22 protein-coding genes and 1 pseudogene are annotated in these 26,979 nt (G+C 72.6%); 11 read left to right on the forward strand and 12 right to left on the reverse strand.

Features of this window, described 5'->3' with window-relative positions; genetic code table 11:
• Positions 1–19: 19 nt before the first annotated feature.
• The 6 genes from ACZ60X_RS17580 to ACZ60X_RS17605 form a co-directional block, all read right to left on the reverse strand.
• On the reverse strand, positions 20–1,381 hold the full coding sequence (locus ACZ60X_RS17580; RefSeq protein ID WP_469599101.1) for a BNR repeat-containing protein: 1,362 nt from the start codon (positions 1,379–1,381) through the stop codon (positions 20–22).
• Positions 1,378–1,698 (reverse strand): L-rhamnose mutarotase, encoded by a 321-nt coding sequence (locus ACZ60X_RS17585; protein ID WP_469599253.1) that lies wholly within the window; start codon positions 1,696–1,698, stop codon positions 1,378–1,380. The genes ACZ60X_RS17580 and ACZ60X_RS17585 overlap by 4 nt, the downstream gene beginning before the upstream one ends.
• A gap of 16 nt (positions 1,699–1,714) precedes the next feature.
• Positions 1,715–2,794: a rhamnose ABC transporter substrate-binding protein gene (gene rhaS, locus ACZ60X_RS17590; protein ID WP_469599103.1), complete on the reverse strand. Its 1,080-nt coding sequence runs from the start codon at positions 2,792–2,794 to the stop codon at positions 1,715–1,717.
• A 31-nt stretch (positions 2,795–2,825) separates the two neighbouring features.
• Entirely contained in the window at positions 2,826–3,815 is a 990-nt protein-coding gene (locus ACZ60X_RS17595; protein WP_469599105.1) for an ABC transporter permease, read from the reverse strand.
• Positions 3,808–4,878: an ABC transporter permease gene (locus tag ACZ60X_RS17600; protein WP_469599108.1), complete on the reverse strand. Its 1,071-nt coding sequence runs from the start codon at positions 4,876–4,878 to the stop codon at positions 3,808–3,810. Before ACZ60X_RS17600 ends, ACZ60X_RS17595 begins: the two co-directional genes overlap by 8 nt.
• Before the next feature lie 61 nt (positions 4,879–4,939).
• Positions 4,940–6,457: a sugar ABC transporter ATP-binding protein gene (locus ACZ60X_RS17605; RefSeq protein WP_469599110.1), complete on the reverse strand. Its 1,518-nt coding sequence runs from the start codon at positions 6,455–6,457 to the stop codon at positions 4,940–4,942.
• A gap of 288 nt (positions 6,458–6,745) precedes the next feature.
• On the opposite strand from ACZ60X_RS17605, the gene rhaI reads away from it, so the two are divergent.
• From rhaI to ACZ60X_RS17640, 7 genes are all read left to right on the forward strand, one after another.
• Positions 6,746–7,921, forward strand: coding sequence for an L-rhamnose isomerase (rhaI, locus tag ACZ60X_RS17610; RefSeq protein WP_469599112.1), 1,176 nt, complete (start codon positions 6,746–6,748; stop codon positions 7,919–7,921).
• Positions 7,922–8,060: 139 nt separating this feature from the next.
• The gene (locus ACZ60X_RS17615) at positions 8,061–10,100 is read left to right on the forward strand and encodes a bifunctional aldolase/short-chain dehydrogenase (RefSeq protein WP_469599114.1); all 2,040 of its coding nucleotides are present in this window, start codon (positions 8,061–8,063) and stop codon (positions 10,098–10,100) included.
• Between the two features lie 2 nt (positions 10,101–10,102).
• A complete protein-coding gene (locus ACZ60X_RS17620; protein ID WP_469599255.1) occupies positions 10,103–11,539 on the forward strand; it encodes a rhamnulokinase in 1,437 nt (478 codons plus the stop codon).
• 104 nt (positions 11,540–11,643) lie between these two features.
• A complete protein-coding gene (locus ACZ60X_RS17625) occupies positions 11,644–12,399 on the forward strand; it encodes a (Fe-S)-binding protein (protein ID WP_469599116.1) in 756 nt (251 codons plus the stop codon).
• On the forward strand, positions 12,396–13,874 hold the full coding sequence (locus ACZ60X_RS17630) for a lactate utilization protein B (RefSeq protein ID WP_469599118.1): 1,479 nt from the start codon (positions 12,396–12,398) through the stop codon (positions 13,872–13,874). The genes ACZ60X_RS17625 and ACZ60X_RS17630 overlap by 4 nt, the downstream gene beginning before the upstream one ends.
• On the forward strand, positions 13,871–14,515 hold the full coding sequence (locus ACZ60X_RS17635; RefSeq protein WP_469599120.1) for a LutC/YkgG family protein: 645 nt from the start codon (positions 13,871–13,873) through the stop codon (positions 14,513–14,515). The genes ACZ60X_RS17630 and ACZ60X_RS17635 overlap by 4 nt, the downstream gene beginning before the upstream one ends.
• Positions 14,516–14,587: 72 nt before the next feature.
• Positions 14,588–15,742 carry an ABC transporter ATP-binding protein gene (locus ACZ60X_RS17640; RefSeq protein WP_469599122.1) on the forward strand — a complete coding sequence of 385 codons (1,155 nt, stop codon included), beginning with the start codon at positions 14,588–14,590 and terminating at the stop codon, positions 15,740–15,742.
• 44 nt (positions 15,743–15,786) lie between these two features.
• On the opposite strand, the pseudogene ACZ60X_RS17645 reads toward ACZ60X_RS17640, so the two are convergent.
• From ACZ60X_RS17645 to ACZ60X_RS17655, 3 genes and pseudogenes are all read right to left on the reverse strand, one after another.
• Positions 15,787–16,719: pseudogene (locus ACZ60X_RS17645) on the reverse strand (ABC transporter substrate-binding protein); the annotation flags it as partial.
• Positions 16,716–17,387 carry an ABC transporter permease gene (locus ACZ60X_RS17650; protein ID WP_469599125.1) on the reverse strand — a complete coding sequence of 224 codons (672 nt, stop codon included), beginning with the start codon at positions 17,385–17,387 and terminating at the stop codon, positions 16,716–16,718. The gene ACZ60X_RS17650 and the pseudogene ACZ60X_RS17645, both read right to left, overlap by 4 nt.
• Positions 17,384–18,121 (reverse strand): ABC transporter permease, encoded by a 738-nt coding sequence (locus tag ACZ60X_RS17655; protein WP_469599127.1) that lies wholly within the window; start codon positions 18,119–18,121, stop codon positions 17,384–17,386. The genes ACZ60X_RS17650 and ACZ60X_RS17655 overlap by 4 nt, the downstream gene beginning before the upstream one ends.
• 266 nt (positions 18,122–18,387) lie before the next feature.
• On the opposite strand from ACZ60X_RS17655, the gene ACZ60X_RS17660 reads away from it, so the two are divergent.
• The 4 genes from ACZ60X_RS17660 (at position 18,388) to ACZ60X_RS17675 (ending at position 22,970) form a co-directional block, all read left to right on the forward strand.
• Positions 18,388–19,245, forward strand: coding sequence for an AAA family ATPase (locus ACZ60X_RS17660; RefSeq protein WP_469599257.1), 858 nt, complete (start codon positions 18,388–18,390; stop codon positions 19,243–19,245).
• A 53-nt stretch (positions 19,246–19,298) separates the two neighbouring features.
• Positions 19,299–20,609: a VWA domain-containing protein gene (locus ACZ60X_RS17665; protein WP_469599259.1), complete on the forward strand. Its 1,311-nt coding sequence runs from the start codon at positions 19,299–19,301 to the stop codon at positions 20,607–20,609.
• Positions 20,610–20,693: 84 nt separating this feature from the next.
• Positions 20,694–21,848, forward strand: a complete 1,155-nt coding sequence (locus ACZ60X_RS17670; RefSeq protein WP_469599129.1) for a pyridoxal-phosphate dependent enzyme — start codon at positions 20,694–20,696, stop codon at positions 21,846–21,848.
• A gap of 156 nt (positions 21,849–22,004) precedes the next feature.
• Positions 22,005–22,970, forward strand: coding sequence for a pirin family protein (locus ACZ60X_RS17675; RefSeq protein ID WP_469599131.1), 966 nt, complete (start codon positions 22,005–22,007; stop codon positions 22,968–22,970).
• 372 nt (positions 22,971–23,342) lie between these two features.
• On the opposite strand, the gene ACZ60X_RS17680 is transcribed toward ACZ60X_RS17675, so the two are convergent.
• From ACZ60X_RS17680 to ACZ60X_RS17690, 3 genes are all read right to left on the reverse strand, one after another.
• Entirely contained in the window at positions 23,343–24,374 is a 1,032-nt protein-coding gene (locus ACZ60X_RS17680; RefSeq protein ID WP_469599134.1) for an FAD-dependent monooxygenase, read from the reverse strand.
• A gap of 893 nt (positions 24,375–25,267) precedes the next feature.
• A complete protein-coding gene (locus tag ACZ60X_RS17685) occupies positions 25,268–25,975 on the reverse strand; it encodes a FadR/GntR family transcriptional regulator (RefSeq protein WP_469599136.1) in 708 nt (235 codons plus the stop codon).
• Positions 25,966–26,979 (reverse strand): aldo/keto reductase, encoded by a 1,014-nt coding sequence (locus tag ACZ60X_RS17690; protein WP_469599138.1) that lies wholly within the window; start codon positions 26,977–26,979, stop codon positions 25,966–25,968. Before ACZ60X_RS17690 ends, ACZ60X_RS17685 begins: the two co-directional genes overlap by 10 nt.

Raw genomic sequence — 26,979 nt, forward strand, 5'->3', positions numbered from 1 at the left:
GCGGCCCTTCACATTACCGTCATGCCGGCAGGGCGAAGTCGGCCACGTACAGGGGCGAGGGCGTCGTACCGGTGGACTTCTCCTGGTACATGAAGGACAGGACGCCGTCCGCCGCGGGCCGGGTCTCGTCGATCACGACCTCGCCGAAGGCGTTCAGCCCGTCGCCGTCGTACAGCAGCGTCCAGTCGGTGTGGCCGGAGGCCTTCGAGGCGGCGGCGATCCGGCCGAAGGGGAGGACCGCGTAGGCGTTGTCGTGGCGGTCCAGGACGAGCTTGGTGCGCTGACTGGAGTGCAGCGGGACGGGGATCTCGGTCTTCCGCCACGCCCCGGAGCAGGTCTTGCGGAGGTGGAAGGCGCGGCCGTGGGCGACGCGGTCGGCGACGTAGTCGGTGGTGCACCGGCCGAACCGGCCCGGTACGTAGCTGATGATCGTGTGCGGCAGCCCGGCGGAGTCGGTGGCCTGGCTCTCCTGGTTCATCAGCGAGTGTTCGGGGTCCAGCGGGTCCACGACCAGTCCGGGATCGGTGACGGCGACCAGGTCCGGGCCGCCCGTGGTCCCCACGACCGCACCCGCGTCGTCACGCCAGGTGCGGCCACGGTCGTCGGAGTGGACGTAGCCGGTGTCGTGGTTGCTCAGCCCGCCACCGGCGCACATGACCGCGGCGTTCTGCTCGCGCCAGGTGAACAGGGCGTGCAGCCGGCCGTGGACGTCGTAGTCGATGCCGTGCAGATACATGTTCCGGGCGCTGCTGGAGCCGTGCGCGCTGGTGTACGTGCCCGTCGACGCGCTCCACTCCCCCAGGACGGACCAGCCCGAACGCGCGTACTCCGCGAGGGCGTTGCGGCCGTCGCCGGAGATGCCGACCCGGTAGCTGAGCTGGAGTGCGCCCTCGGGTGTCGCGAGGAACTGCGGATAGGTGAACCGGGTGGTGAGGGCGAGCCCGTCGAGCGTGGTCTGCACCGGGCCGAAGACGGACGGGTCCCAGGGCAGGTCCGCGGGGCGGTCGAGCAGCCCGGCGACCGACTTGACGTACCGGAAGCCGTCGCTGTGCGCGTCCATGACGAGGTGCAGCCGGCCGTCGGTCCGTGAGACGCCCATCGAGATCACGTTGTGCGAGTCGTCGGTCTTGAGCCGGTGGTCCAGCGCCACCGCGGTCCAGTCCGCACGGCCCGGCGTGCGGCGTGCGACGGTGGCGCCGCGGTCGGCGGCGTACCAGGCGGCGTACTGCCGGCCCTGGTAGGTGAACAGGCCGTTCTTCTGGAAGGAGTTGTTGTTGACGAGCCCGTCGTACGACACGAAGTACAGGGCCCGGGGATCGAGGAGGGTGCGGCCGACAGGGGTGACCCGGGGAGCCGCGAGCCCGCTTCCGGCGGCGGTCATGACAGGTGGAACACCTCCGTGAGCGGTTTCATGGCCTCGTCGGGCCGGGCGCCGTCCAGCGACTCGAAGAACGGCGCCATCTCGGCCTGCCAGCGGGCGTTGACGCCGGTGGCCTCCATGCCGGCCCGGGCCGCGGCGAAGTCCTCCGTCTCCAGATAGCCCACGAGCAGACCGTCCTCGCGCAGGAAGAGCGAGTAGTTGTGCCAGCCGCTCGCCTTCAGGGCGTCGAGCATCTCCGGCCAGACGGCGGCATGCCGCTCCCGGTACTCGTCGAGGCGGTCCGCCCGGACCTTCAGCAGGGAGCACACGCGCTGCATCGGCACGTCCCGTCGGCTAGAAGTCGAACCGGTCGATGTTCTTCGCGTCGAACACGGTGGGCCGGCCCAGGCTGATCACACCGTCCTTGCCGATCGTGTACGCCGCCCCGCCGGCCGTGAAGGTCTCGCCCTCCTTGCCGGTGATCTGTCCCGAGGCGAGGGCCACGGCGGTGCGGGCGGCGAGGTCCCCGAGCTTGGCCGGGTCCCACAGCTCGAAGGCGTCGACCGTGCCGTTCTTGACGTACGTGCGCATGTCGTTCGGCGTGCCGAGACCGGTCAGCCTGACCTTGCCCTTGTACTTGGAGCCGGACAGGTACTGGGCGGCGGCCTTGATGCCGACGGTGGTCGGGGAGATGATCCCCTTCAGGCCGGGGTACTCCTGGAGCAGGCCCTGCGTCTGCTGGAAGGACGCCTGCGCGTCGTCGTTGCCGTACGCGATCTTGACCAGCTTGACGTCCCTGTACTCGGGGTCCTTCAGCTCGTCCTTCATGTAGCCGATCCAGGTGTTCTGGTTGGTCGCGGTCTGCGCGGCCGACAGGACCGCGATCTCGCCCTTGTACCCGATCTGCTGGGCGAGCAGCCGCACCTCGGTACGGCCCAGGTCCTCGGCGGACGCCTGCGAGACGAAGGTGTTGCGGCAGCCGGGGTTGGTGTCGGAGTCGTAGGTGACGACCTTGATCCCGTTGCTCATGGCCTGCTTCAGCGCCGTGCACAGGGCCCCCGGGTCCTGCGCGGACACCGCGATCCCGTTCACCTGCTGCTGGGTGAGGGTGTTGACGTAACTCACCTGTCCGGCGGTGTCGGTGGCGCTGGACGGGCCGACTTCCTTGTAGCGCGAGCCGAGTTCGGCGAGCGCCTTCTGGCCGCCCTTGTCGGCAACGGTGAAGTACGGGTTGTTGACCTGTTTGGGCAGGAAGCCGACGGTGAGCCCCTTCTTGAGGGCGGCGTGCGGATCGGCCTTGCCGGCGGAGGCGGCGGCGCTGTCGTCGTTCTTGACGTCGTTCTTGGTGGTGCCGCCGCAGGCGGTGAGGGCGAGCGCGAGGGAGGTGCCGGCGGCGAGGGCGGCGCAGGTGCGGCGGAGGACGGGCTTGCGCATGGCGGAGGTCCTTTACGGGGGAGAAGACGGGCTACGGGGTCGGAGTCGAGGCGGCTTCGCGGCCCGCCCTCGCGACGGAGATCTGGCGCGCGACCCGGGGGCCGAGGACGGAGACGACCAGCAGGACACCGGTGACGACGATCTGCGACTGCGCGGAGACGTTCAGCAGGCTCATGACGTTCTGCAGCGCGCCGAGCAGGAACACCCCGGCGATCGCGCCGCCCAGCGTCCCCCGGCCGCCGTCGAAGTCGATGCCGCCGAGCAGCACGGCCGCCACGACGGAGAGTTCGAGTCCGGTGGCGTTGTCGTACCGCGCGCTCGCGTAGTGCAGCGCCCAGAAGACGCCCGTCAGCGCCGACATGAAACCGGTGGCGACGAAGAGGATCAGCTTGGTCCGCTTCACCCGGATCCCGGCGAAGCGTGCCGCCTCCTCGCTCGCCCCGACCGCGAACAGCGAGCGGCCGAACGGCGTGGCGTGCAGCACCACCACGGCGACGGCGAGGAGCACGACGAAGGGCAGGAACGCCTGCGGCAGGAACGTGCCGCCGAGCCGGCCCGAGGCGAAGTCCAGGTACTGGGCGGGGAAGTCGGTGACCGCGTCGGAACCGAGCACGATCTGGGCGAGGCCCCGGTACGCCGCGAGGGTGCCGATGGTGACGGCGAGGGACGGCAGCCCGAGCCGGGTGACGAGCAGGCCGTTGACCAGCCCGCACACCGCGCCCAGCAGCAGGCACAGCGGGATGATCGTCTCGATGGCCATGCCCTCGTTCCAGAGCTTGCCCATCACCGCCCCGGCCAGCCCGGCCGTGGACGCCACCGACAGGTCGATCTCGCCCGACACCACGAGCAGGGTCATGGGCAGGGCGATCAACGCGATCGGGAGTGTGTTGCCGATCAGGAAGGACAGGTTCAGCGCGTTGCCGAAGCCGTCCACGAACCCGAACGACAGCAGCAACAGGACGACGAGGAGCGCGCCGACGACCGTGTCCCAGCGGACGGCGCGGGTGAGCGACTCAGACACCGGCGTTCTCCTTCGGCGGGGCGGTCCTTGGCCGGTCCGACTTCTTCTTCAGGGCGGCGGCGACCCGCAGCGCGACGATCCGGTCGACGGCGATCGCGAGCAGCAGCAGGACGCCGTTGATGGCCAGCACCCACACGGAGCTGACCCCGAGCGCGGGCAGGACGCTGTTGACGGAGGTGAGCAGCAGGGCACCGAGGGCGGCGCCGTAGACGCCGCCGGAGCCGCCGGTGAAGACCACGCCCCCGACCACGACGGCGCTGACGACGGTCAGTTCGTACCCGTTGCCGGTACCGGAGTCGACGTTGCCGAACCGGGCCAGGTACATCGCCCCGGCGAGGCCGGCGAGCGCGCCGCAGAAGGTGTAGGCGGCCAGGATCCGTTTGCGCACGGGGATGCCGGCCAGCCGGGCGGCCTCGGGGTTGGAGCCGAGGGCGTACAACTCCCGTCCGCCGCCGAAGTGTTTGAGGTAGTACGCGGTGGCGACGAGCACGGCGAGCGCGATGACGGCGAGCCAGGGGATCGCGAAGACGCCGCCGGAGCCGAAGTCGACGAAGGAGCCGGGCAGGTCGGCCGCCGTGATCTGCCGGGAGCCGACCCAGATCGAGTCGACGCCCCGGATGATGTAGAGGGTGCCCAGCGTGACGACCAGGGCGGGCACCTGGCCGAGGCTCACCAGCAGGCCGTTGAGCAGCCCGAGGCCGACGCCGAGCAGGACGGCGAGGAGGACCGCGACGACGGGGTTGCCGCCGCCGTGCAGATAGTCGCCGGCCAGGAAGGCGCTGATGCCGAGTGCCGAGCCGACGGACAGGTCGACGTTGCGGGTGATGACGACGAGGGACTGGCCGGTGGCGACCAGCACCAGGATCGTCGCGTTCAGCAGCAGGTCCTTGATGCCCTGTTCGGACAGGAACTGGTTGTTGCCGGCCTGGGTGACGGCGATCATCACCAGGAAGACGACGAGGATGGCGAGTTCGCGCATCCTGAACACGCGGTCCACCAGCCGGGTCCCGCTGGACGGGGGCGCCTCGGTGAGCGGGGACTGGTCGGACGTGGTCGCCGTCATGCGGCCCTCCGTGGGGCGGCGGGGGCGGTGCGGACCCTACGGGCGGCCCGTCCTACGGCTGTCATGCGGCGGTCCTCCCGGTCGCTGCGGCCATCACGGTCTCCTCGGTGGCTTCGGAGCGGGGGATCTCGGCGGTGATCCGGCCCTCGTACATCACGAGCACCCGGTCGGCCATGCCGAGGATCTCGGGCAGGTCGGAGGAGATCATCAGCACCGCCACCCCCTCGGCGGCGAGCTGGGACAGCAGCCGGTGCACCTCGGCCTTCGTGCCGACGTCGATCCCGCGTGTCGGCTCGTCCACGATGAGCACCTTCGGGCCCGTGGCAAGCCATTTGGCGAGGACGACCTTCTGCTGGTTGCCGCCCGAGAGGGTGCCGACGGCGTCGGCGATCCGGGCGTACTTCACCTGGAGTCTCACGGCCCAGTCCAGGGAGCGGCTGCGTTCGGCCCCGCGGTCCATCAGCCCGGCCCTGACGGTCGTGCGCAGTCCGGTCAGGCCGATGTTGCGCTCGATGGACATGTCCATCACCAGGCCCTGGGCGCGCCGGTCCTCGGGGACGAGGGCCAGGCCCGCGGCCATCGCCGTGGACGGCGCGCCACCGGTGAGCCGGCGCCCGTCGACCTCGACCTCGCCGGCGTCCCACCGGTCGACGCCGAACACCGCGCGCGCCACCTCGGTGCGGCCGGCGCCGACCAGCCCGGCGAGGCCGACGATCTCGCCGCGGCGCACCTCGAAGGAGACGTCCGTGAAGACGCCCTCCCGGGTCAGCCGCCGCACGCTCAGGGCGACGTCGCCCGGTGCCACGTCCTGCTTCGGATACAGCTCGTCCAGGTCGCGGCCGACCATCCGGCGCACCAACTCGTCCTCGGTCATGCCGTCGAGGGGTTCGCTGGCGATCCGGGCGCCGTCGCGCAGGGTGGTCACCCGCCGGCAGATCCGGAAGATCTCCTCCAGGCGGTGTGAGATGAACAGGACGGCGGCGCCCTGTTCGCTCAGGGTGCGCACGACGCCGAAGAGCCGGGCGGCCTCGCTGCCGGTCAGGGCGGCCGTCGGCTCGTCCATGACCAGCACCCGGGCGTCGAAGGAGAGCGCCTTGGCGATCTCCACGATCTGCTGGTCGGCGATCGAGAGGCCCCGGGCGGGCCGGTCGGGGTCGAGGGCGACGCCGAGTCGTTTCATCAGGGCGGCCGTGGCCGCACGGGTTGCCTTGTGGTCGATCCGGCCGAGGGCCCGCCGGGGCTGGCGGCCCACGAAGATGTTCTCGGCGATGGACAGGTCGGGGAAGAGGGTGGGTTCCTGGTAGATGACGGCGATCCCCGCGTCGCGTGCGTCGCCGGGGCCGTGGAAGACGACGGGCTCGCCGTCGAGCAGCACCTGGCCGGTGTCCGGCCGGTGCACCCCGGAGAGGGTCTTGATCAGCGTCGACTTGCCCGCGCCGTTCTCACCGGCAAGGGCGTGCACCTCACCGGGCAGCAGCTCCAGGGAGACGTCCCTGAGGGCACGTACGGCGCCGAAGGACTTGGAGACGCCCCTCAGTGCCAGCACCGGCGCCGGTCCCGTGTCGGGCGGGTGGGTCATGGCAGGCTCCTCGACGACACCGGCGGCAGCGGCCCGAAGGTCCGCTCCACAGCGCCGTGAAAGGTTTCAACTGGATTGCCGGGACCGTAGGCACCGCAGCCATGTCACGTCAATGGGTCCGTATCGAAAAAGTTTCGATAGCCAAAGGTCACAACGGAGTCACGGAAAAGCGCCGCGGCCGGAATGCTTGACACCCCCGGGAGGGACCCCTAGCTTGCGGATCTGAATCGTTTCACACATCGTTCCACGTGCTTCGTCGTTCCGACCGACCTCACCAGGAGCCCTGCAGTGACCGACCTCGCCGCGGTGAAGGCCGCGCTCAAGACCCAGGCCGTCGAGACGCCGTCGTGGGCGTACGGGAACTCGGGAACCCGTTTCAAGGTGTTCGCCCAGCCCGGCGTGCCCCGCGATCCCTGGGAGAAACTCCAGGACGCGGCCAAGGTGCAGGAGTTCACCGGCGTGGCCCCGACCGTCGCGCTGCACATCCCCTGGGACCGGGTGGACGGCCCCGACGGATACGCGGAGCTGGCCGAGTACGCCGAGGAGCGGGGCTTGCGCCTGGGGGCGATCAACTCCAACACCTTCCAGGACGACGCCTACCGGCTGGGCAGCATCTGCCACCCCGACGCGGCGGTGCGCAGGAAGGCCGTCGACCACCTGCTGGAGTGCGTCGACATCATGGACGCCACCGGGTCCCGGGACCTGAAGCTGTGGTTCGCCGACGGGACGAACTATCCCGGCCAGGACGACATCCGGGCCCGGCAGGACCGGCTCGCCGAGGGGCTGGCCGAGGTGTACGAGCGGCTCGGCGAGGGGCAGCGGATGCTGCTGGAGTACAAGCTCTTCGAGCCGGCCTTCTACACGACGGACGTGCCGGACTGGGGCACCGCCTACGCCCACTGCCTGAAGCTCGGCGACAGGGCACAGGTGGTCGTGGACACCGGGCACCACGCGCCGGGCACCAACATCGAGTTCATCGTGGCGACGCTGCTGCGCGAGGGCAGGCTCGGGGGGTTCGACTTCAACTCGCGCTTCTACGCCGACGACGACCTGATGGTGGGGGCGGCCGACCCCTTCCAGCTGTTCCGGATCATGTGCGAGGTGGTGCGCGGGGGCGGGTTCTCGGCGGAGGCCCAGGTCGCGTTCATGCTCGACCAGTGTCACAACGTCGAGGCGAAGATCCCGGCGATCATCCGGTCCGTGATGAACGTGCAGGAGGCGACGGCGAAGGCGCTGCTCGTCGACCGGGCGGCGCTGGCGCGGGCTCAGGCGTCCGGCGACGTGCTGGGCGCCAACGGGGTGCTGATGGACGCGTACAACACGGATGTGCGGCCGTTGCTGCGGGAGGTGCGCGAGGAGATGGGGCTGGATCCCGAGCCCCTGGCCGCGTACGCCCGCTCGGGCTGGGCCGAGCGGATCGTCGCCGAGCGGGTCGGGGGGCAGCAGGCCGGCTGGGGGGCGTGAGCGCCTGCCCGGCCCAGCGCCGTCGCGGAGCACGGGACCCGGTTGCGGCCGGTCGCTGCCGGCGCGGCGCAGCCGCCCATCGACACCTCGCCCCGCCCCCTCTCGTCACCTCCCCCTTCTTGAAAAGGATCCGGCCGTCATGACCAGCCACCCCGAAGCCGCCGCCCTCCTCTCCCGTTCCCATCGGCTCGGCGCCGATCCCCGCAACACCAACTACGCCGGCGGCAACGCCTCCGCGAAGGGCACCGCCACCGATCCCGTCACCGGTGGTGACGTGGAGCTGATGTGGGTCAAGGGGTCCGGCGGGGATCTCGGCACCCTCACCGAGGCCGGGCTCGCTGTGCTGCGGCTGGACCGGCTGCGGGCGCTCGCCGAGGTGTACCCCGGGGTCGAGCGGGAGGACGAGATGGTCGCCGCGTTCGACTACTGCCTGCACGGCAAGGGCGGGGCGGCGCCGTCCATCGACACCGCCATGCACGGGCTGGTGGACGCCCCGCACGTCGATCACCTCCATCCGGACTCGGGGATCGCGCTCGCCTGCGCGGCCGACGGGGAGAAGCTGACCGCCGAGTGCTTCGGCGACAGTGTGGTGTGGGTGCCGTGGCGGCGGCCCGGGTTCCAGCTGGGGCTCGACATCGCCGCGATCAAGGCCGCCCACCCGCGGGCCGTCGGGTGCGTCCTCGGCGGGCACGGCATCACCGCCTGGGGCGACAGCTCCGAGGAGTGCGAGCGCAACTCGCTGCACATCATCCGCACGGCAGAGCGGTTCCTCGCCGAGCACGGCAGGGCGGAACCCTTCGGGCCCGTCCTGGCGGGCTACGAGGCGCTGCCCGAGGACGGACGACGTCAGCGGGCGGCGGCGCTCGCGCCGCACATCCGCGCGATCGCCTCCCAGGACCGGCCCCAGGTCGGCCACTTCGACGACTCCGACGTCGTCCTGGACTTCCTCGCCCGCGCCGGGCATCCCCGGCTCGCCGCGCTCGGCACCTCCTGCCCCGACCACTTCCTGCGCACCAAGGTACGGCCGCTGGTGCTCGACCTGCCGCCGTCCGCGCCCCTGGAGGAGGCCGTCGCCCGGCTGAAGGAGCTGCACGCCGCGTACCGGGAGGAATACGCCGCCTACTACCGGCGGCACGCGCTGCCCGACTCCCCCGCCATGCGCGGCGCCGACCCGGCGATCGTGCTCGTGCCGGGCGTCGGCATGTTCTCCTTCGGCAAGGACAAGCAGACCGCCCGCGTGGCCGGCGAGTTCTACGTCAACGCCGTCAACGTCATGCGGGGCGCGGAAGCGGTGTCGACGTACGCGCCGATCGAGGAGGCCGAGAAGTTCCGCATCGAGTACTGGGCGCTGGAGGAGGCCAAGCTCCAGCGGATGCCGAAGCCGAAGCCGCTGGCCACCCGGGTGGCGTTCGTCACCGGCGCCGGCAGCGGGATCGGCCGGGCGATCGCCCACCGGCTCGTCGCCGAGGGGGCGTGCGTCGTCGTCGCCGACCTCGACGCGGAGCGCGCCGCCGCCGTCGCGGAGGAACTGGGCGGAGCGGACAAGGCCGTCGCCGTCACCGTGGACGTCACCGACGAGGAGCGGATCGCCGCCGCGTTCCGCGCGGCCGTGCTCGCCTTCGGCGGGGTGGACCTCGTGGTGAACAACGCCGGCATCTCCATCTCCAAGCCCCTGCTGGAGACCACCGCCAGGGACTGGGACCTCCAGCACGACATCATGGCCCGCGGCTCCTTCCTGGTGTCGCGCGAGGCGGCGCGGGTGATGACCGCGCAGGGGCTGGGCGGGGACATCGTCTACATCGCGTCCAAGAACGCCGTCTTCGCCGGGCCGAACAACATCGCCTACTCGGCCACCAAGGCCGACCAGGCCCATCAGGTGCGCCTGCTCGCGGCCGAGTTGGGCGAACACGGGATCCGGGTCAACGGGGTCAACCCCGACGGCGTGGTGCGCGGCTCCGGGATCTTCGCCGGGGGGTGGGGCGCCCAGCGGGCCGCCGTGTACGGCGTGCCGGAGGAGAAACTCGGCGAGTTCTACGCCCAGCGGACCATCCTCAAGCGGGAGGTCCTGCCCGAGCACGTCGCGGGCGCGGTCTTCGCGCTCACGGGCGGGGACCTCACGCACACCACGGGGCTGCACATCCCGGTCGACGCGGGTGTGGCGGCCGCGTTCCTGCGATGAGGGTGAGGTCGTACGCCGCGGTCGACCTGGGCGCGTCCAGCGGGCGGGTGATGGTCGGCCGCGTCGGCCCGGACTCACTGGAGCTGAGCGAGGCGCACCGGTTCCCCAACCGGCCGCTGCGCGTCCCGGAGGGACTGCGCTGGGACGTGCTCGCGCTGTACGGCGGTGTCCTGGACGGGCTGCGGGCGGCCGGCCGGGTGGACTCGGTCGGCATCGACAGCTGGGCGGTCGACTACGGCCTGCTGGACGCCGACGGCGCCCTGCTGGGCAACCCGGTGCACTACCGCGACGCCCGTACCGAGGGCGTCGCCGAGAAGGTGTGGGCGAGCGTGCCGGCCGCGGAGCTGTACGCCGCGACCGGCATCCAGTACGCGCCGTTCAACACCCTCTACCAGCTCGCCGCCGCCCGGTCGTCGGCCCAACTCTCCTGTGCCGCACGGCTGTTGCTCATCCCGGACCTGCTGACGTACTGGCTGACCGGCGAGCAGGGCACCGAGCTGACCAACGCCTCCACCACGCAGCTGATCGACCCCCGGACGCGGACGTGGGCGTACGGGGTCGCCGAGCGGCTCGGCGTCGACCTCGGGCTGTTCGCGCCGCTGCGCCGGCCGGGGGACCCGGCGGGGGTGCTGCGGCCCGGGGTGCTGGAGCAGACGGGGCTCGCGGGGACTGTTCCGGTGACCGCCGTCGGCTCGCACGACACCGCGTCGGCGGTGGCCGCCGTACCGGCGGCCGGGGAGCGCTTCGCCTACATCTGCACCGGCACCTGGTCCCTGGCCGGGCTGGAGCTGACCGCCCCGGTGCTCACCGAGGAGAGCCGGGCCGCGAATTTCACCAACGAGCTGGGGCTGGACGGCACCGTCAGGTACCTGCGCAACATCATGGGGCTGTGGCTGCTCCAGGAGTGCCAACGCGCCTGGGACGAGCCCGACGTGGGGCTGCTGCTGCGCGAGGCGGGCACGGTGCCGGGCCTGCGTTCGGTGGTGGACGCCGGGGACGAGGCGTTCCTGGCGCCGGGGCGGATGCCGGAGCGGATCGCCGCCGCGTGCCGCGCCTCGGACCAGCCGGTGCCGCGCACGCGGGGCGAGATCACCCGGTGCATCCTCGACTCGCTCGCCCTCGCGCACCGCAGGGCCGTCGCGGACGCGCGGCGCCTCGCCGACCATCCGGTGGACGTGGTGTACGTCGTCGGCGGCGGCACCCGGAACGCGCTGCTGTGCCAGCTGACGGCCGACGCCTGCGGGCTGCCGGTGGTGGCGAGCGCGACGGAGGCGGCGGCGCTCGGCAACGTACTCGTCCAGGCCCGTGCCCACGGGCTGGCCGGCGACCTCCCCGCGATGCGCCGGCTGCTCACCCGGACCCAGCCGCTGACCCGCTACGCCCCGCGCGGCGACGAAGCCCCCTGGCGGGCGGCCGAGGCACGGCTCGGCACCCGGTGAACCGCCCGGGCGGACGGTCCGCTGCGCGGTGAGCCGCCCCCTCCCCTCGGCGGTACGCGCCGACTACCCTGCACTCATCCGATGACCGACCCCGAGGAGCCGCCGTGCGTGTCGCCCTGTTCCTGACCTGTGTCAACGACACGCTCTATCCCGATACCGGGCGTGCCGTGGTGAAACTGCTGACCAGACTGGGCGTCGACGTCGACTTCCCGATGGGCCAGACGTGTTGCGGACAGGCGCACTACAACACCGGTTACCGGCACGAGGCCGAACCCCTGGCCCGGCACTTCTCCGATGTCTTCGGCGGGTACGAGGCGATCGTGACGCCGTCCGGGTCGTGCGCGGCGATGGTGCGGGAGCTGTATCCCCGGATGGGCGAGCGGGCCCGCGCCGAGGGACGGGGGGACGCGCTGGCCCGGACGCTGGCACCGGTGGTGCCGAAGACGTACGAGCTGACGGAGTTCCTGGTGGACGTGCTCGGCGTGACGGACGTGGGCGCTCACTACCCGCACAAGGTCACCTACCATCCGACCTGCCACGGCCTGCGCGGCCTCGGGCTGGGCGACCGGCCGCGCCGGCTGCTGCGCGCGGTCAGGGGGCTGGAGCTGGTGGAGCTGCCCGGCGCCGAGGAGTGCTGCGGGTTCGGCGGCACCTTCGCGGTGAAGAACCCGGCGGTCTCGGCGGCGATGGGCGCGGACAAGGTCCGCGCGGCCGCCTCGACGGGCGCGGAGGTGCTGTGCGCCGCCGACAACTCGTGCCTGATGCACATCGGCGGCACGATGAGCAGGCTGCGCACCCGGCTGCGGCCGGTGCACATCGCGGAGATCCTGGCGAGCACGGAGGAGGAACCGGCCGTATGAGCGGGACGTTCGTCGGCATGCCCGCGTTTCCCGAGGCGGCCGGCAGGGCCGTCGGGAACACGACCCTGCGCGGCAATCTGCGGCACGCCACGCACACCATCCGCGCCAAGCGGGCCAGGGCGGTGGCCGAGATGGCCGACTGGGCCGAGCTGCGGGAGGCGGGGCGGCGCATCAAGGACCACACGCTGCGCCATCTCGACCGGTACCTGGAGCAGTTGGAGGAGTCGGTCACCGCGGCGGGCGGCACGGTCCACTGGGCGGCCGACGCCGCCGAGGCCAACCGGATCGTGGCCGCTCTCGTCAAGGCGACCGGCGAGTCGGAGGTCGTCAAGGTCAAGTCGATGGCCACGCAGGAGACCGGCCTCAACGAAGCCCTCGCGGCCGAGGGCATCCGGGCCTACGAGACCGATCTCGCCGAGCTGATCGTGCAGTTGGGCAACGACCGGCCCTCGCACATCCTGGTCCCCGCGATCCACCGCAACCGGGGCGAGATCCGGGACATCTTCGCGCGCGAGATGGGCGAGTGGGGCCGTCCGGCCCCCGCGGGGCTGACCGACGCCCCCGGTGAACTCGCCGAGGCCGCGCGGCTGCACCTGCGGGAGAAGTTCCTGCGCGCCAAGGTCGGCGTCTCCGGCGCCAACTTCATGGTCGCCGAGACCGGCACCCTCGTGGTCGTGGAGTCCGAGGGCAACGGCCGGATGTGCCTGACCCTCCCCGAGACGCTGATCTCGGTCGTGGGCATCGAGAAGGTGGTGCCCACCTGGCGGGACCTGGAGGTCTTCCTCCAGACGCTGCCCCGCTCCTCCACCGCCGAACGCATGAACCCGTACACCAGCATGTGGACCGGCACCACGGACGGCGACGGCCCGACCGCCTTCCACCTGGTCCTGCTCGACAACGGCCGCACCGACACCCTCGCCGACACCGTCGGCCGGCAGGCCCTGCGCTGCATCCGCTGCTCGGCCTGCCTCAACGTCTGCCCGGTCTACGAGCGTGCGGGCGGCCACGCCTACGGCTCGGTCTACCCCGGCCCGATCGGTGCCATCCTCAGCCCTCAGCTCAGGGGCACCGCGAGCGAGATCGACGCCTCGCTGCCGTACGCCTCGTCGCTGTGCGGGGCCTGCTACGAGGTGTGTCCGGTAGCCATCGACATCCCCGAGGTGCTGGTGCACCTGCGCGAGCGGGTGGCCGAGGGCGGCCCGGCGGTGCGCGGCGGCAACCGGGTGCTGCTGAAACCGGCCAAGGGGCACGCCGCCGAACGCGCGGCCATGCGTGCGGCCCGCTGGGCGCTGGCCCACCCGGGCGCCCTGCGCACCGGGCAGCGGCTCGCCTCCCGCACCCGCCGGCTGCACCCCCGCACCCTGCCGGGCCCGGGCCGGGCCTGGTCCGGCACCCGGGATCTGCCACCGGTGCCGGCGGAGCCGTTCCGGGACTGGTGGCAGCGTACCCGCGGCGGAAAGGACGAGGCCAAGTGAGCGGCAGCAGGGAAAGGGTGCTGGGCCGGGTGCGACGGGCGCTGGCCGACGTGCGCCCGGACGAGCGGCCGTACGACGAGATCGTGGGCCGGGACTATCTGCGCGCCCAACGGGAGCGTACGGCTGAGGAGACGGTGGAGCTGCTGGCCGAGAACCTGGCGGACTACCGGGCGATCGTGCACCGCGCGGACAGCGAGGAACTGCCGCCGCTGATCGCGCGGTTGCTGGCCGAGCGCGGCTCGCGCGAGGTGCTGGTGCCGCCCGGACTGCCGGCCCGGTGGCTGTCCGCCGCGGACCTGGTGCGGAGGGAGGACCGGGCGCAGAGCACGGCGCGGGAGCTGGACCGGGTGGGCAGTGTGGTCACGGGCTGCGCGGTGGCGATCGCCGAGACCGGCACGATCGTCCTGGACGGCTCCCCCGACCAGGGCCGGCGCCGCGTCTCGCTCGTCCCCGACCACCACGTCTGCGTCGTCCGGGTCCCGGACCAGGTCGTCGCCTCCGTTCCCCGGGCCCTCGAACGCCTGGACGCGACAAGGCCCTTGACGTGGATCTCGGGTCCGTCGGCCACCAGCGACATCGAGCTGGACCGGGTGGAGGGGGTGCACGGCCCGCGCACCCTGGAGGTGATCCTGCTCGGCTGACAGGGCCCCCGGCGGTGCCCCGTTCCGCCGTACCGGCGAGCAGGGCGCGAACGGCGCCGCTAGCGTGGGGGAATGATCCGGTTCGAGCAGGTCACCAAGCGGTATCCGGACGGTACGACGGCCGTGGACGACCTCTCCCTCGAGGTCGCCGAGGGCGAGCTGGTCACGCTGGTCGGGCCGTCCGGCTGCGGCAAGACGACGACCATGATGATGGTGAACCGGCTGATCGAGCCGACCTCCGGCCGGATCTTCGTCGACGGCGAGGACATCGCCGGTGTCGACCCGGTACGGCTGCGCCGCCGGATCGGCTATGTCATCCAGCAGGTGGGCCTCTTCCCGCACCGCACCGTGCTCGACAACACCGCGACCGTGCCCGCGCTGCTCGGCTGGAAGCGGGCGCGGGCCCGGGCGCGCGCCGCCGAGCTGCTCGATCTGGTGGGGCTCGATCCGACGACGTACGGCCCGCGCTACCCCGAGCAGCTGTCCGGCGGCCAGCGCCAGCGGGTCGGGGTGGCGCGGGCCCTCGCGGCGGATCCGCCGGTCCTGCTGATGGACGAGCCGTTCGGCGCGGTCGACCCGGTGGTGCGTGAGCAGTTGCAGGACGAGTTCCTGCGCATGCAGGCCGCGGTGCGCAAGACGGTGCTGCTGGTCACGCACGACATCGAGGAGGCGGTCCGGCTCGGTGACCGCATCGCCGTGTACGGGCAGGGCCGGATCGAGCAGTTCGACACGCCGGGGGCCGTGCTGGGGGCGCCCGCCACGCCGTACGTCGCCTCCTTCGTCGGCGCCGACCGCGGGCTGAAGCGGCTGTCGGTCACCGCGATCGAGCCGGACGATCTGGAACAGCCGCCCGTGGCCCGGCTGGACGAGCCCGCCGCGGTGGCCGGGGAGCGGCTGCGGGCCGGGGGCGCCCGCTGGGCGGTCGTCCTGGACCCCGGCGGCGATCTGCACGGCTGGGTCGGCCTCGACGCACTCGGGGCGGGCGGCGCGGTCGGCGACCACACCCACCGGATGACCGCGTGGGTGCCGGTCGGCACGCCGCTGAAGCAGGCGTTCGGCGTGATGCTCCAGTACGACGCCGGGTGGGTCGCCGTGTTGGACGGCGCGCGTTTCCTCGGTGTGCTCACCCCGGCGAAGCTGCACGAGGCGCTGCGCCGCTCGGTGGCCGCGGACGCGCGCGGTGTGACGCGCGGGCAGGCGGCGTTCGACTCGGTCGCGGACGCCTGAGTCCGGTCCGCCCGGCCGGCCCGGCTCGCCCGCCGGCCCCCTCGTCTCACCAGGTGTTTGTCCTTCAGATAGCCGCGGGCCACGTCGGCGGGCAGCCGGCGCCAGCTGTCGACCCGCCGGTTCAGGTCGGCCAGGTCGGCCGTCGTCAGGACGTCGCCCAGCGCGCCGAGCGCCTTCGTCACGCCCTGGCTCCCCGCGCGCGAACGGTTGACCACCGGGACGATGTGGTCGGCGTTCTGCAGACGCCTGTCGTCGGCGAGCAGGACCAGGCCGAAGGAGTCGAGTGTGGCGTCCGTGGTGGTCGTCAGCACCATCTGGTCCCGGCCCTCCTGCACGGCCCGCTTGGCCTGGGTGGTGCCGACACCCTTGGGGTCCACGCCGGTGATGTCGATGCCGTACACCTTCTTCAACCCCGGCTCGCAGTACGGCCGCCGGACGCACTCGTCGCCCGCCGCGAGCCGTACCGCCAGCTTGGCCGCGCCGAGGTCGCTGAGGGTCTTCAGGCGGTGTGCGCGGGCGTAGTCGGCGCGCACGGCGAAGGCGTTCTGGTCGACGGCGCGGCCGGGCGCAAGGACGGTCAGGCCGCGGGGGGCGGCCAGTTCCCGCAGCGCCCTCATCGTCGTGCCGAGGTCGGGTGAGCCGACGGGCGGGGCGCCGGCGCCATGGGTCCTGGCGTTCAGCCAGTCGGCGAAGGTGGCCGCGTACTCGGGCACGACGTCGATCTGGCCGGACTCCAGGGCCGGTTCGTACAGCTCCCGGTTGGCGACGGTGATCATCGAGGTCGTGTAGCCGGCCTGGCGCAGCAGCTGGGCGTACATCTGGGCGAGCAGGTCGCTCTCGGTGAAGCCGGCCGAGCCGATCGTGAGGTGGTGGCTGTCGCCGGGCGGCGCGGTGACCGCGCCGCGGTTCTCCAGGGCGGGGCCGGTGGCGCACGCGGTGAGGGCCAGGAGCAGGACGGCCGGCAGGACTCTTCTCATCGGCCGCCCCGGGTCCGGACCGGTGCCAGTCGTTCGGCGATCTCGAAGACGCCCTCCACGACGAGCGCGAACACGGCGACCAGGACGGCTCCGGCGACCACCTGGGGCGTGCTGGCCAGGTTGAATCCGGCGGTGATGATCCGGCCGAGGCCGCCGCCTCCCGCGAGCGCGGCGATGGTGGCGGTGGCGACGAGCTGGACGGCGGCGATCCGGATCCCGGTGAGCATCAGCGGCAGGGCGAGGGGCAGCTCCACGCGCAGCAGCGTCTGCCGCCCGGTCATCCCCATGCCCCGGGCCGCCTGGACGATGCCGCGGTCGACCTCGCGCACGCCGACGTAGGCGTTGGTGAGCAGCGGTGGGACGGCGAACAGCACCAGCGCCACCACCGTGGGCCCCTCGCCCCACCGGCCGACCGGGGTGAGCAGCAGCAGGACAAGGACGGCGAAGGTGGGCACGGCCCGGCCGACGTTGGAGACGTTCACGGCGAGCGCGCCGCCCTTGCCGAGGTGGCCGAGGACCAGGGCGACCGGGAGGGCGATCAGACAGCTGACGGCGAGGCAGACCAGGGTGAGGACGAGGTGCTGGAGCAGCCGGTGCCGGATGCCGTCGTCGCCGGACCAGTGCGCGGGGTCGGTGAGCCAGTGCCAGGCCGCGGTGAGCGTGCTCATGCGCGGCCCGCCCCCGTCCGCGAGGGTGCCGTGCGGGGCCGTCCGCCGGGCGCGCGGGCCCGCCCGGCCCGCGTCCACGGCGTGAGCAGCCGCTGCACGCCCAGCAGGAGCAGGTCGGCGGCGACCGCGATCAGCACGCACAGCACGGACGCGGTGAGCACCTGGGCCTTGAAGTAGGTGTTCATGCCCGCGTAGATGAGGTTGCCGAGGCCGCCGAAGCCGACGATCGCGCCGACCGTGACCAGGGAGACCGCCGAGACGGTGGCGATGCGCAGCCCGGCCATCGCGGCGGGCAGGGCGAGGGGCAGCTCCACGGTGAGCAGCAGCCGGATCGGGCCGTAGCCGAGGCCCCGCGCGGCCTGCCGGGTCTCCTCGGGGACCGCGCGCAGGCCCGCGAGGATGTTCCGGACGAGGAGGGTGAGCGAGTACAGCACCAGTCCGGCGACGACGAGGGAGGCGGACAGGCCGTAGACCGGCAGCAGCAGGGAGAACATGGCGAGCGAGGGGATGGTGTAGAGCACGGTCGTCACGGCCAGCACCGGGCCGGCGGCCCAGCCCCAGCGCCGGGCCAGCACCGCGAGCGGCACGGCGACGACCAGGCCGATGAGGACCGACAGCGCGGTCAGTTGCAGATGCTGGACGACCGCGTCGAGCAGGACCTGCCGGCGGGTGCGCAGATAGGCGCCGCAGATCCACGCGTTGCGGGCGAGGCAGTCGTCCGGGGGCGCGGTCACGGTCCCATTGCAGCGGGTGGGTGCGCCCGGGGGCGCGTTGTGCTGGTCCGTACGGGGCTCCGCCGGGCGGCTGCGCCCTGTGCGTGCTCCGCGTCGGGGTGGACGAGCAGGGCCCCGGGGGGCGGCAGCCGCCGCTCCGGGCCGACGGCCGGCACCCTGGACCGGGAAGCGGCGAAACCGACCGGTGTATTCGCGTGACACAGGCGCTGAACAAGCGCTTAGATAGGAGCCGGACCGACCCCGCTCCCGACCAGCCGGAGGCCCCGTTGTTCACATCCGTCGACGACGTCTCCGCCCGTCTCGCCGAGACCGGCTACCTCGCCTCGCCCGCCGTCGCGACGACCGTGTTCCTCGCCGACCGGCTGGGCAAGCCGCTGCTGGTCGAGGGCCCCGCCGGGGTGGGCAAGACCGAGCTGGCCAAGGCCGTCGCCCAGGTGGCCGGGGCCCGGCTGGTCCGGCTGCAGTGCTACGAGGGCGTGGACGAGTCCCGCGCGCTGTACGAGTGGAACCACGCCAAGCAGCTGCTGCGCATCAGCGCGGGCCGCGACGAGAGCTGGGACGAGACCCGCACCGACATCTTCAGCGAGGAGTTCCTGCTCCCCCGCCCGCTGCTCACCGCCATCCGCGGCGACGAGCCGACGGTGCTGCTGATCGACGAGACCGACAAGGCCGACGTCGAGATGGAGGGACTGCTGCTGGAGGTGCTCAGCGACTTCCAGATCACCGTCCCGGAGCTGGGCACGGTCACCGCGACCCGCCGCCCGTTCGTCGTCCTGACCTCCAACGCCGGCCGGGAGCTGTCCGAGGCCCTGCGCCGGCGCTGTCTGTTCCTGCACATCGGCTTTCCCGAGCAGGAGCTGGAGCGGCGGATCGTCCGGCTGAAGGTGCCGGGCCTGACCGAGGCGCTGGCCGAGTCGGTGGTCCGGGTGGTCGGCGCGCTGCGCGCGATGGACCTGCGCAAGGCGCCGTCCGTCGCCGAGACCGTCGACTGGGCGCGCACCCTGCTGGCCCTGGGCGCCGGCGCGCTGGACGAGACGGTGGTACGGGACAGCCTCGGGGTGATCCTCAAGCACCAGGACGACATCCAGAAGGCGGCGGCGAAGCTCGACCTGGACGCGCTGTGACCGAGGTCGCCGAGCGGATCACCGGCCTGGTCGGGGCGCTGCGCGCGCACGGGATGCGGATCGGCACCGGCGAGACCGTGGACGCGGCCCGCGCGGTGGCGGAACTCGGGCTCGCGGACCGGGAGTCGCTGCGCGAGGGGCTGGCCGCGACGCTGCTGCACGGCCCGGGGCAGCGGGCCGTGTTCGACCCCGTCTTCGACCTGTACTTCCCGCGCGCGGTCGGCGGCACCGACGGCCCCGGCGCGGGCCGGGAGGAGCTGCGCGACCGGCTGGCCGAGGCGCTGGCCGCGGGCGACGAGGCGCTGAGGGCCCGGTTGGCGGCCGAGGCGGTGGAGGGCCTGGGCGGGTACGGCGGTTCGTCGGGCTCCGACGGCTTCTCGGCGTACCAGACCCTCGAACGGCTGCGCCCGCAGACCCTGTTGGCGCGAGTACGGGCCGATGTCCGGGGCCGCGGCGGAAACGCGGGCGGCGCGAGCGGCGACGGCTTCGCGGACCGGTTGCTGGACGACGAGGTCCGGCGCCGGATCGAGCGGTTCCGGCGAATGGTCGCAGCGGAGGCGCGGCGCCGGGTGGCCGAGCGGCGCGGGCGCGACGAGATCGCCCGGCGCGGTGTCGTACCGACCGCGGACCGCGTGGACTTCCTGTTCGCGAGCCGGGACCAACTGGCCGAGCTGCGCAGGGCCGTGGCGCCGCTCGCGCGCAAGCTGGCCACCCGGCTGGCCGCGCGGCGGCGCCGTGCCGCGCGCGGCACGGTCGATCTGCGCCGCACGCTGCGTTCCTCGCTGTCGACGGGCGGGGTTCCGATGCGCCCGGTGCTGCGCAGACGCCGCCCGGTCCGCCCCGAACTGGTGCTGCTGTGCGACGTGTCGGGGTCGGTGTCGGGCTTCTCGGACTTCACGATGCTGCTGGTGCAGGCGCTGCACGACCAGTTCAGCAAGATCCGGGTGTTCGCCTTCGTCAACCGGCTCGACGAGGTCACCGGCCTGCTCGACCACGGGCGCGCCGACCCCGACGGGCTGAGCGCCCGGATCCGCGCCGAGGCCACGCTCACCGGCTGGCACGGCAGCAGTGACTACGGCGTGGCCCTCGGCGAGTTCGCCGAGCGGTACGGCGACGCGGTCGGCCCGCGCACGACCGTGTTCGTCCTCGGCGACGCCCGCACCAACATGAGCGACCCCAACCTGGCCGCCGTACGCGAGGTCGCCCGCCGGGCCCGCCGGGTGTACTGGCTGAACCCCGAGCCGCGGGACCGCTGGGGCACCGGCGACTCGGCCGCGCCCGCCTACGCGGAGCTGGTCGAGATGCACGAGTGCCGGACGGCCCGTCAGCTCAGCACGTTGACCGCCCGGCTGTTGCCGGTGTGATCGACTGGTGCGGAACGACCGCGTTCCCCGATCGGTCCCGACCGGTATCCGGCCGGCACCGATGCGCACCGAAGGACGTACGTCATGAGCCACTCCCCCGTCTCGCTCGGTACCGTCCCCACGCCCGTCGAACCGGCACCCCGGCTGGCGGCCGCGCTCGGGCTCCGCCCGGACGACCTGTGGATCAAACGGGACGACCTGACCGGCCTGGGCGGCGGCGGGAACAAGATCCGCAAGCTGGAGTGGACGGTGGGCGCCGCCCTCGCCGAGGGTGCGGACACGCTCGTGACCACCGATGCCCCGCAGAGCAACCATGCCCGGCTGACCGCGGCCGCGGCCGCCCGGCTGGGCCTGGCCGCCGTGCTCGTCCTGCGGGGCGCGCCCGGTGCGTCGCGGTCCGGGAACCTCGCCCTGGACGGGCTGTTCGGGGCGCGGATCGCGTGGGCCGGCGAAGTGGACCAGGCGGGAGGCCGCCGCCGTAGGCGCGGCCCTCGCCGTCGCCGGTACCGTGAGCGCCCAGGCGGCCCGGAGCGGCTGCCACCCCGGGCACCACCGCCACGCTGGAGCCGGCCCGCACGGCAACCCCGACGCCGGTGCCGTCGTCGGCCCGCACGTTCGCCCCCGACAGCGGTGCCGTCCCCCGTGCCCGCCCCGGGATCCCGGTACCGGCTCCGACACCCGCGCCCCCACCCCCGTACCGGGTCCCACGCGTGCCACGCCGAGGCCGGTAGCGTCCACCGCCGCCCCGGTGCCCGTGCCGGCCCCGAGCCGGGCGCCCGGGTACGGTCCGCACCCGGTCCACCCCGCACGGCATCGGTCGCGCCCCGGCACCGAGACAGCGACACCGGCCAGAGCCGGGCGGGGAAGCCGGATCCGCTTCCCACCCGGCTCCAGGAGACCCACGACGACGGCCACGCCACCGGGGGCCCTGCCCCGGAACGGGCCCGCACCGAGCGGCGCCCTCACGCCCCGGGAGCCGCCCCGCTTCCTCGACCGCGCCGCCCGCACCCCACCGGACACCGCCGCGCCGACGGCTCCCGGCACCGGTGCGCGAGCCTTCGCGCTGCCCGAACACCCGCCGGGAATCGCGGAGTTGAACCACCACCACCGGCTGTCCCTGGCCGGCTGGCGGTGCCGCTCACCGGAACACCGTCCGCCGCCCGCCGGCGCATTACGCCTGCGGGTGGGCGAGTTCTATGTCGCTCCCCCGTCTCGGCGTGCCGGGCTGCGCCGGGGTGATGGGCCGGCCTCCATCGGGGACGCGGTCGGCGCGCTTCACCCCACATTCAAACGAGTTGATTGACTTAATCAAATAGGAGGAAGGCGGCATCACCGATCCCCCCACATCCACCGCTCGCTCGGCGACGCCGGCCGCCGGCCGCTAGGTTGGGCGGCATGAGCAACCTTGACCGCGCGCCCGTCCCGAGTGTCTGCGGCGGCCGCGGCTTCGTCGTCGCGGAACCCGTGCGCGAGCTGCTGAGTCCCCGCCAGGTCAGGCTGGGCGAGTCGACCGAGGTGCGCCGGCTGCTGCCCAACCTGGGCCGGCGCATGATCGGCGCGTGGGCCTTCGTCGACCACTACGGCCCGGACGACATCGCAGACGAGCCCGGGATGCAGGTCCCGCCGCATCCGCACATCGGCCTGCAGACGGTGAGCTGGCTGCACGAGGGAGAGGTGCTGCACCGCGACTCCACGGGCAGCCTTCAGACGATCCGCCCCAGGCAGCTGGGCCTGATGACCTCGGGCCGCGCCATCAGCCACTCCGAGGAGAGCCCGCGCCCGCACGCCCGCTTCCTGCACGGCGCCCAGCTGTGGGTCGCCCTGCCCGACGAACACCGCCACACCGACCCGGCGTTCGAGTTCCACCCGGACCTGCCGACGGTCACCGCGCCCGGCCTGACCGCCACGGTGCTCCTGGGCGCCCTCGACGGCACACGCTCCCCCGGCACGACGTACACCCCGCTCATCGGCGCGGACCTCGCCCTGTCCCGGGGCGCCGACGTCCACCTGCCCCTGGAGCCGGACTTCGAGTACGGCGTGCTGGCCATGTCCGGCGAGGTACGGGTGGACGGCGTACCGGTGCTGCCCGGCTCGATGCTCTACCTCGGCTGCGGCCGTACCGAACTGCCGCTGCGCGCCGAGTCGGACGCGGGGATCATGCTGCTGGGCGGCGAGCCGTTCGCGGAGGAGCTGATCATGTGGTGGAACTTCGTCGCCCGCTCCCAGGAGGAGATCGTACAGGCTCGCGAGAACTGGATGAAGGGGGTTCGTTTCGGCGAGGTCAAGGGCTACGACGGGGCTCCGCTGCAAGCACCCGAGCTGCCGCCGGTGCCGTTGAAACCACGCGGAAGGGTCCGCTGAACTGGGAAAACTCGGACTTGCGGTCCAGGGCATTCGAGACCGTCCCTTCGCCTGTCCTCCCACGACGATCGCTGGTGGCGCGGGCCCGTGAATGCTGCCTCCGGGACGCCCCCGAGGCTGCCCGCGTTTCCAAGCTCTGGCCATGTGAGGGCAGCTTTGGCCGGACGAATGCTGACCCAATGCTGACTTTACTGACGAGTCATCAGCACGTGGTGAAGCGGTGTGATCGCTCTTTGGAGCTCGGCATGGGGGAGAGATCATCTGCGTCGCTTTGTCGGCTGATGCTGCCCCCGGAGCCGATTAGTGTTCGGGCCAGTCGTCGTAGGCCGGCCGCTCGGGCAGATGCTTGAGCGGGAGATCGCCACGCAGTGTTCACCGGCAGGGGTTGCTCACCCCGCGCGCTGGCGCGGCGCGGTGCGTGAAGCGCCGCCCCGTGCCGCGCGTCGCTGTGCTCGGCGCGGCCTGCCATGGGCACCGGCTGTGGCGCCGGTGGCTCAGCTCAAGCGGTGACCTCCGGGGCGGGGGCCGTCGTGAGCCCGCCGCGCAGCGCAGTGACCAGACGCGGGAGGTCGACCGTACTCTTGGCGCCGCCGAAGACGTATAAGTCGGGGCGCACCGCATGGCCTCGAGGCCCGTACGAGCCAGGTCGGACAGGTAGGTGCGGTCGAGATCGACGACGACGTCGGGGCCGTTCGCCGCCGGGTCGTCGGTGATCCTCAGCAGGCGGAGCCCGACCTGCTCACACCAGGCCAGGGTGTCCTCGTCGAGCCCGTCACGCGGATCACCGGTGGTGAGCAGAATGAGCCCGATGCCGACGGTTTCGTCGAACATGCCGGTACGGCCCCTGAACCGCACCCGTCCCTGCCGGCTGAGCTGCCCGGTCGGCTCCGCGGTGGCGCCGGTGCAGTCGCGGTCCAGCAGTCCGCCGGTGAAGGTCCCCAGGAACTGGTCTCCTTGTGGTACGCGGCCTGCCTGCTGGTCGGCGATCATGCGGGCGTCGCGCTCGGCGGCCGCGGCCGGGTCCGGCTCGCAGACAACCCTCCCCAGCATCACGGACTTCTCGATCGCAGTCTGCAGATGCTGGCATCGCTCGGTGGTGTAGGTATCCAGCGGACTGTCGTCGGCTTTCCCGGACAGCACCAGGTCGAGCTTCCAGCTCAGGTTGATGGCGTCACGGAGGCCCGAGCACAGGCCCTGCCCGGAGAACGGCGGCATCTGGTGGGCCGCGTCCCCGGCGAGCAGCAGCCGGCCGTCGCGCCAGGAGTCCGCCCAGCGTGCCCGGAAGGTGTAGACGGTTTGCCGCTCCAGGGTGGCGTTGTCCGGGTGCAGGTCCCACGGCTCGAGCAGCTTCCAGGCGGTCTCGGCCTGCTGGAGCTCGGCGATGGACTCGCCGGGCAGGCGCATGAATTCCCACCGACGGCGGCCGGGACCGCCGACCACCGCTGTGGTCCAGCGTGGTGCCGAACCCGGAGCGTTCACCGCGGTCGGCGATGGTGCGCGCCAGGTCCTCGCAGGAGCCGAGGCTGGAGCCGTAGGCGACGGTCAGGTTCACCCCGACGCCGCTGACCGCTGTCTGCGCCTGCGTGTCGCCGGTCTGCACGTCGGCGGCGCCGAAGACGGTGCGCTCGTGTTCCTGACGACGGCGGACGATCAGCTCGAAGTTGCCGGGCTTGCGCGTCAGCGCCTCCCGCACGTCCATCTTGTAGTCGACCGTGTCGGCGAACCTACTACCTCGACGGCAGCGTCACACTCCACCTCAACGAAACCCAGGCCGACTACAACCTCGACGTCCCGCCCTCCTCCTGGCAGGAGACAGCCGACGACATCGCCACTCCCCCGGACCCGCACTCCGCCGACCGCGAACGGTACGGACTCGTGCGCGACACCGGCCGCGACGACGCCCCCGTGCCGCAGTACACCACCCGCTCCACGCCGACCGACGCCGGCACCGTGCCCCAGCACTCCGTCGTGTCCTGACCGTTGGCGATGAGTACAACGGGGCGGACGGTGTCAGCCACACACCGCCTCGTCCTGGGGTGTCGCGGGCTTCTGAGGCCGCGACGAACCGGGAGGCGGACCAGTGACCGGCCGTCCTCTGCCGACCCTCCGTACGGAGGCACCGTCAGGCCCACACGCGACATCGCCGACCGCCTGGGCGGGCTCGCCTTTCCGCGGGAACGACGATCCCGAGCGGGGGCGACGGGCGACGTCCAGGCCGACGAAGCCGAGGTCGCCGATCTGACGCACCGGGGCCGCGCCACCGTGAGGTCCACGGGGCGGTCCGCCGTCATCGACGTCTACCGGAGGGGCGGGGCCTCGGCGGAGCGCAGGTGTTCTCTGAGCCACTGTTCGGTGTTGTTCACGTGCAGCAGTGCGGCGGCCTGGCTGAGGGAGGCGTCGCGGGTGGACAGGGCGTGGAAGATCGCCTCGTGCTCGGCCAGGGTCCGGCCCGCGGCCTGCGTGTCGACCAGGCCCCGCCAGATGCGGGCCCGCAGGGTGCGGCCGGAGATGCCCTCGAGGAGGGTGAGCAGGGTCTCGTTGCCCGTGGCCGTGATGACGGCGCGGTGGAAGGCGGCGTCGTGGATGTTGAGCTGCTCGACGTCGTCGCGGGCCTCGCGCATGGCGTCCAGGTGCCGCTTGACCTCGGCAAGCTGCTCGTCGGAGATCCGGGTGGCGGCCAGGGCGGTGGCGGCCGGTTCGAGGAGACGTCGCACCTCCATGAGGTCCTGCAGGGCGGCGGAGTCGCCCTGCAGGAGTTCCACCGCTCCGCCGAGTCCTTCCAGCAGCAGGCTCGGCTGCAGGCTGGTCACGTACGTGCCGTCACCCCGCCGGACCTCCAGAACCCGCGCGACGGCCAGCGCCTTGACCGCTTCACGGGCCAAGTTGCGGGACAGACCCAGATGGGCCGCCAGGTCCGGCTCCGGCGGCAGCTTGGAGCCGGGAGGCAACGCACCCGTGCGGATCAGCTCGCGGATCTGCGCTATGGCCTTGTCCGTCAGAGACACTGCGAACTCCTTCCACGATCGTCCGCCGCGGGCACGTCCGACCTGATCAGTCCTCGGGCACGGAGATCATCCCAGAGACCGTCGGGGATGTGCCGTCGGTGGAGTTCCACGTTCCGCGCCACCTGTTGCGCATTCCGCATACCGAGGGTGACGTTGATGATACTGGGATGGGTGCGCGGGAAGGCGATCGCGACGGCGGGCAGGGTCGTGCCGTGCGCCGCGCAGACCTCGGCGATCGCCCGAGCGCGGGCCACCAGGGCAGGCGGGGCGTCCTGGTAGTCGTACTTCATGCCCTCGGCGGGCCGGTCACGGGAGAGCAGCCCCGAGTTGAACACGCCCACCGCCACCACGCTCTTGCCGAGTTCCCGCGCGGCGGGCAGGACATCGTCCAGGGCCGACTGGTCGAGGAGTGTGTAGCGCCCGGCCAGCATGACCAGGTCGGCTGGGGTCTCGCGCAGGAAGCGGGCCGGCATGGCCGACTGGTTCATCCCGGCGCCGATCGCGCCGACGACCCCCTGGTCGCGGAGGTCCGCGAGGGCCGGCATGGCCTCGTCGGCGGCTTGTCTCCAATGGTCGTCGGGGTCGTGCAGGTAGACGACGTCCAGGCGGTCCAGGCCGGTGCGTTCCAAGGTCGCCTCGATGGAGCGGAGCACTCCGTCACGGCTGAAGTCCCACTGCCTGCGCAGGTCGTCCCGCACCACGAAGCCCTCGGTGTCGGTGCCGCGCGGCTGCTCGTTGGGCACGAGCAGCCGGCCGACCTTGGAGGAGACGACGTACGCGCCGCGTGGCCGGTCCCGCAGGGCGGCTCCCAGGCGTCGCTCGGAGAGACCGAGCCCGTAGTGCGGTGCCGTGTCGAAGTACCGGATGCCGGCCTCCCAGGCCGCTTCGATCGCGGCCTGCGCGTCCTGGGGAGGGGTGACACGGTGGAGATTGCCGATCACGGAGGCCCCGAAGCCCAGTTCCGTGAGTTCGACCCGGGTGTTCGTGATCTTGCGGTGTCCCAT

This window comes from Streptomyces sp. NPDC104106 (assembly GCF_055584345.1).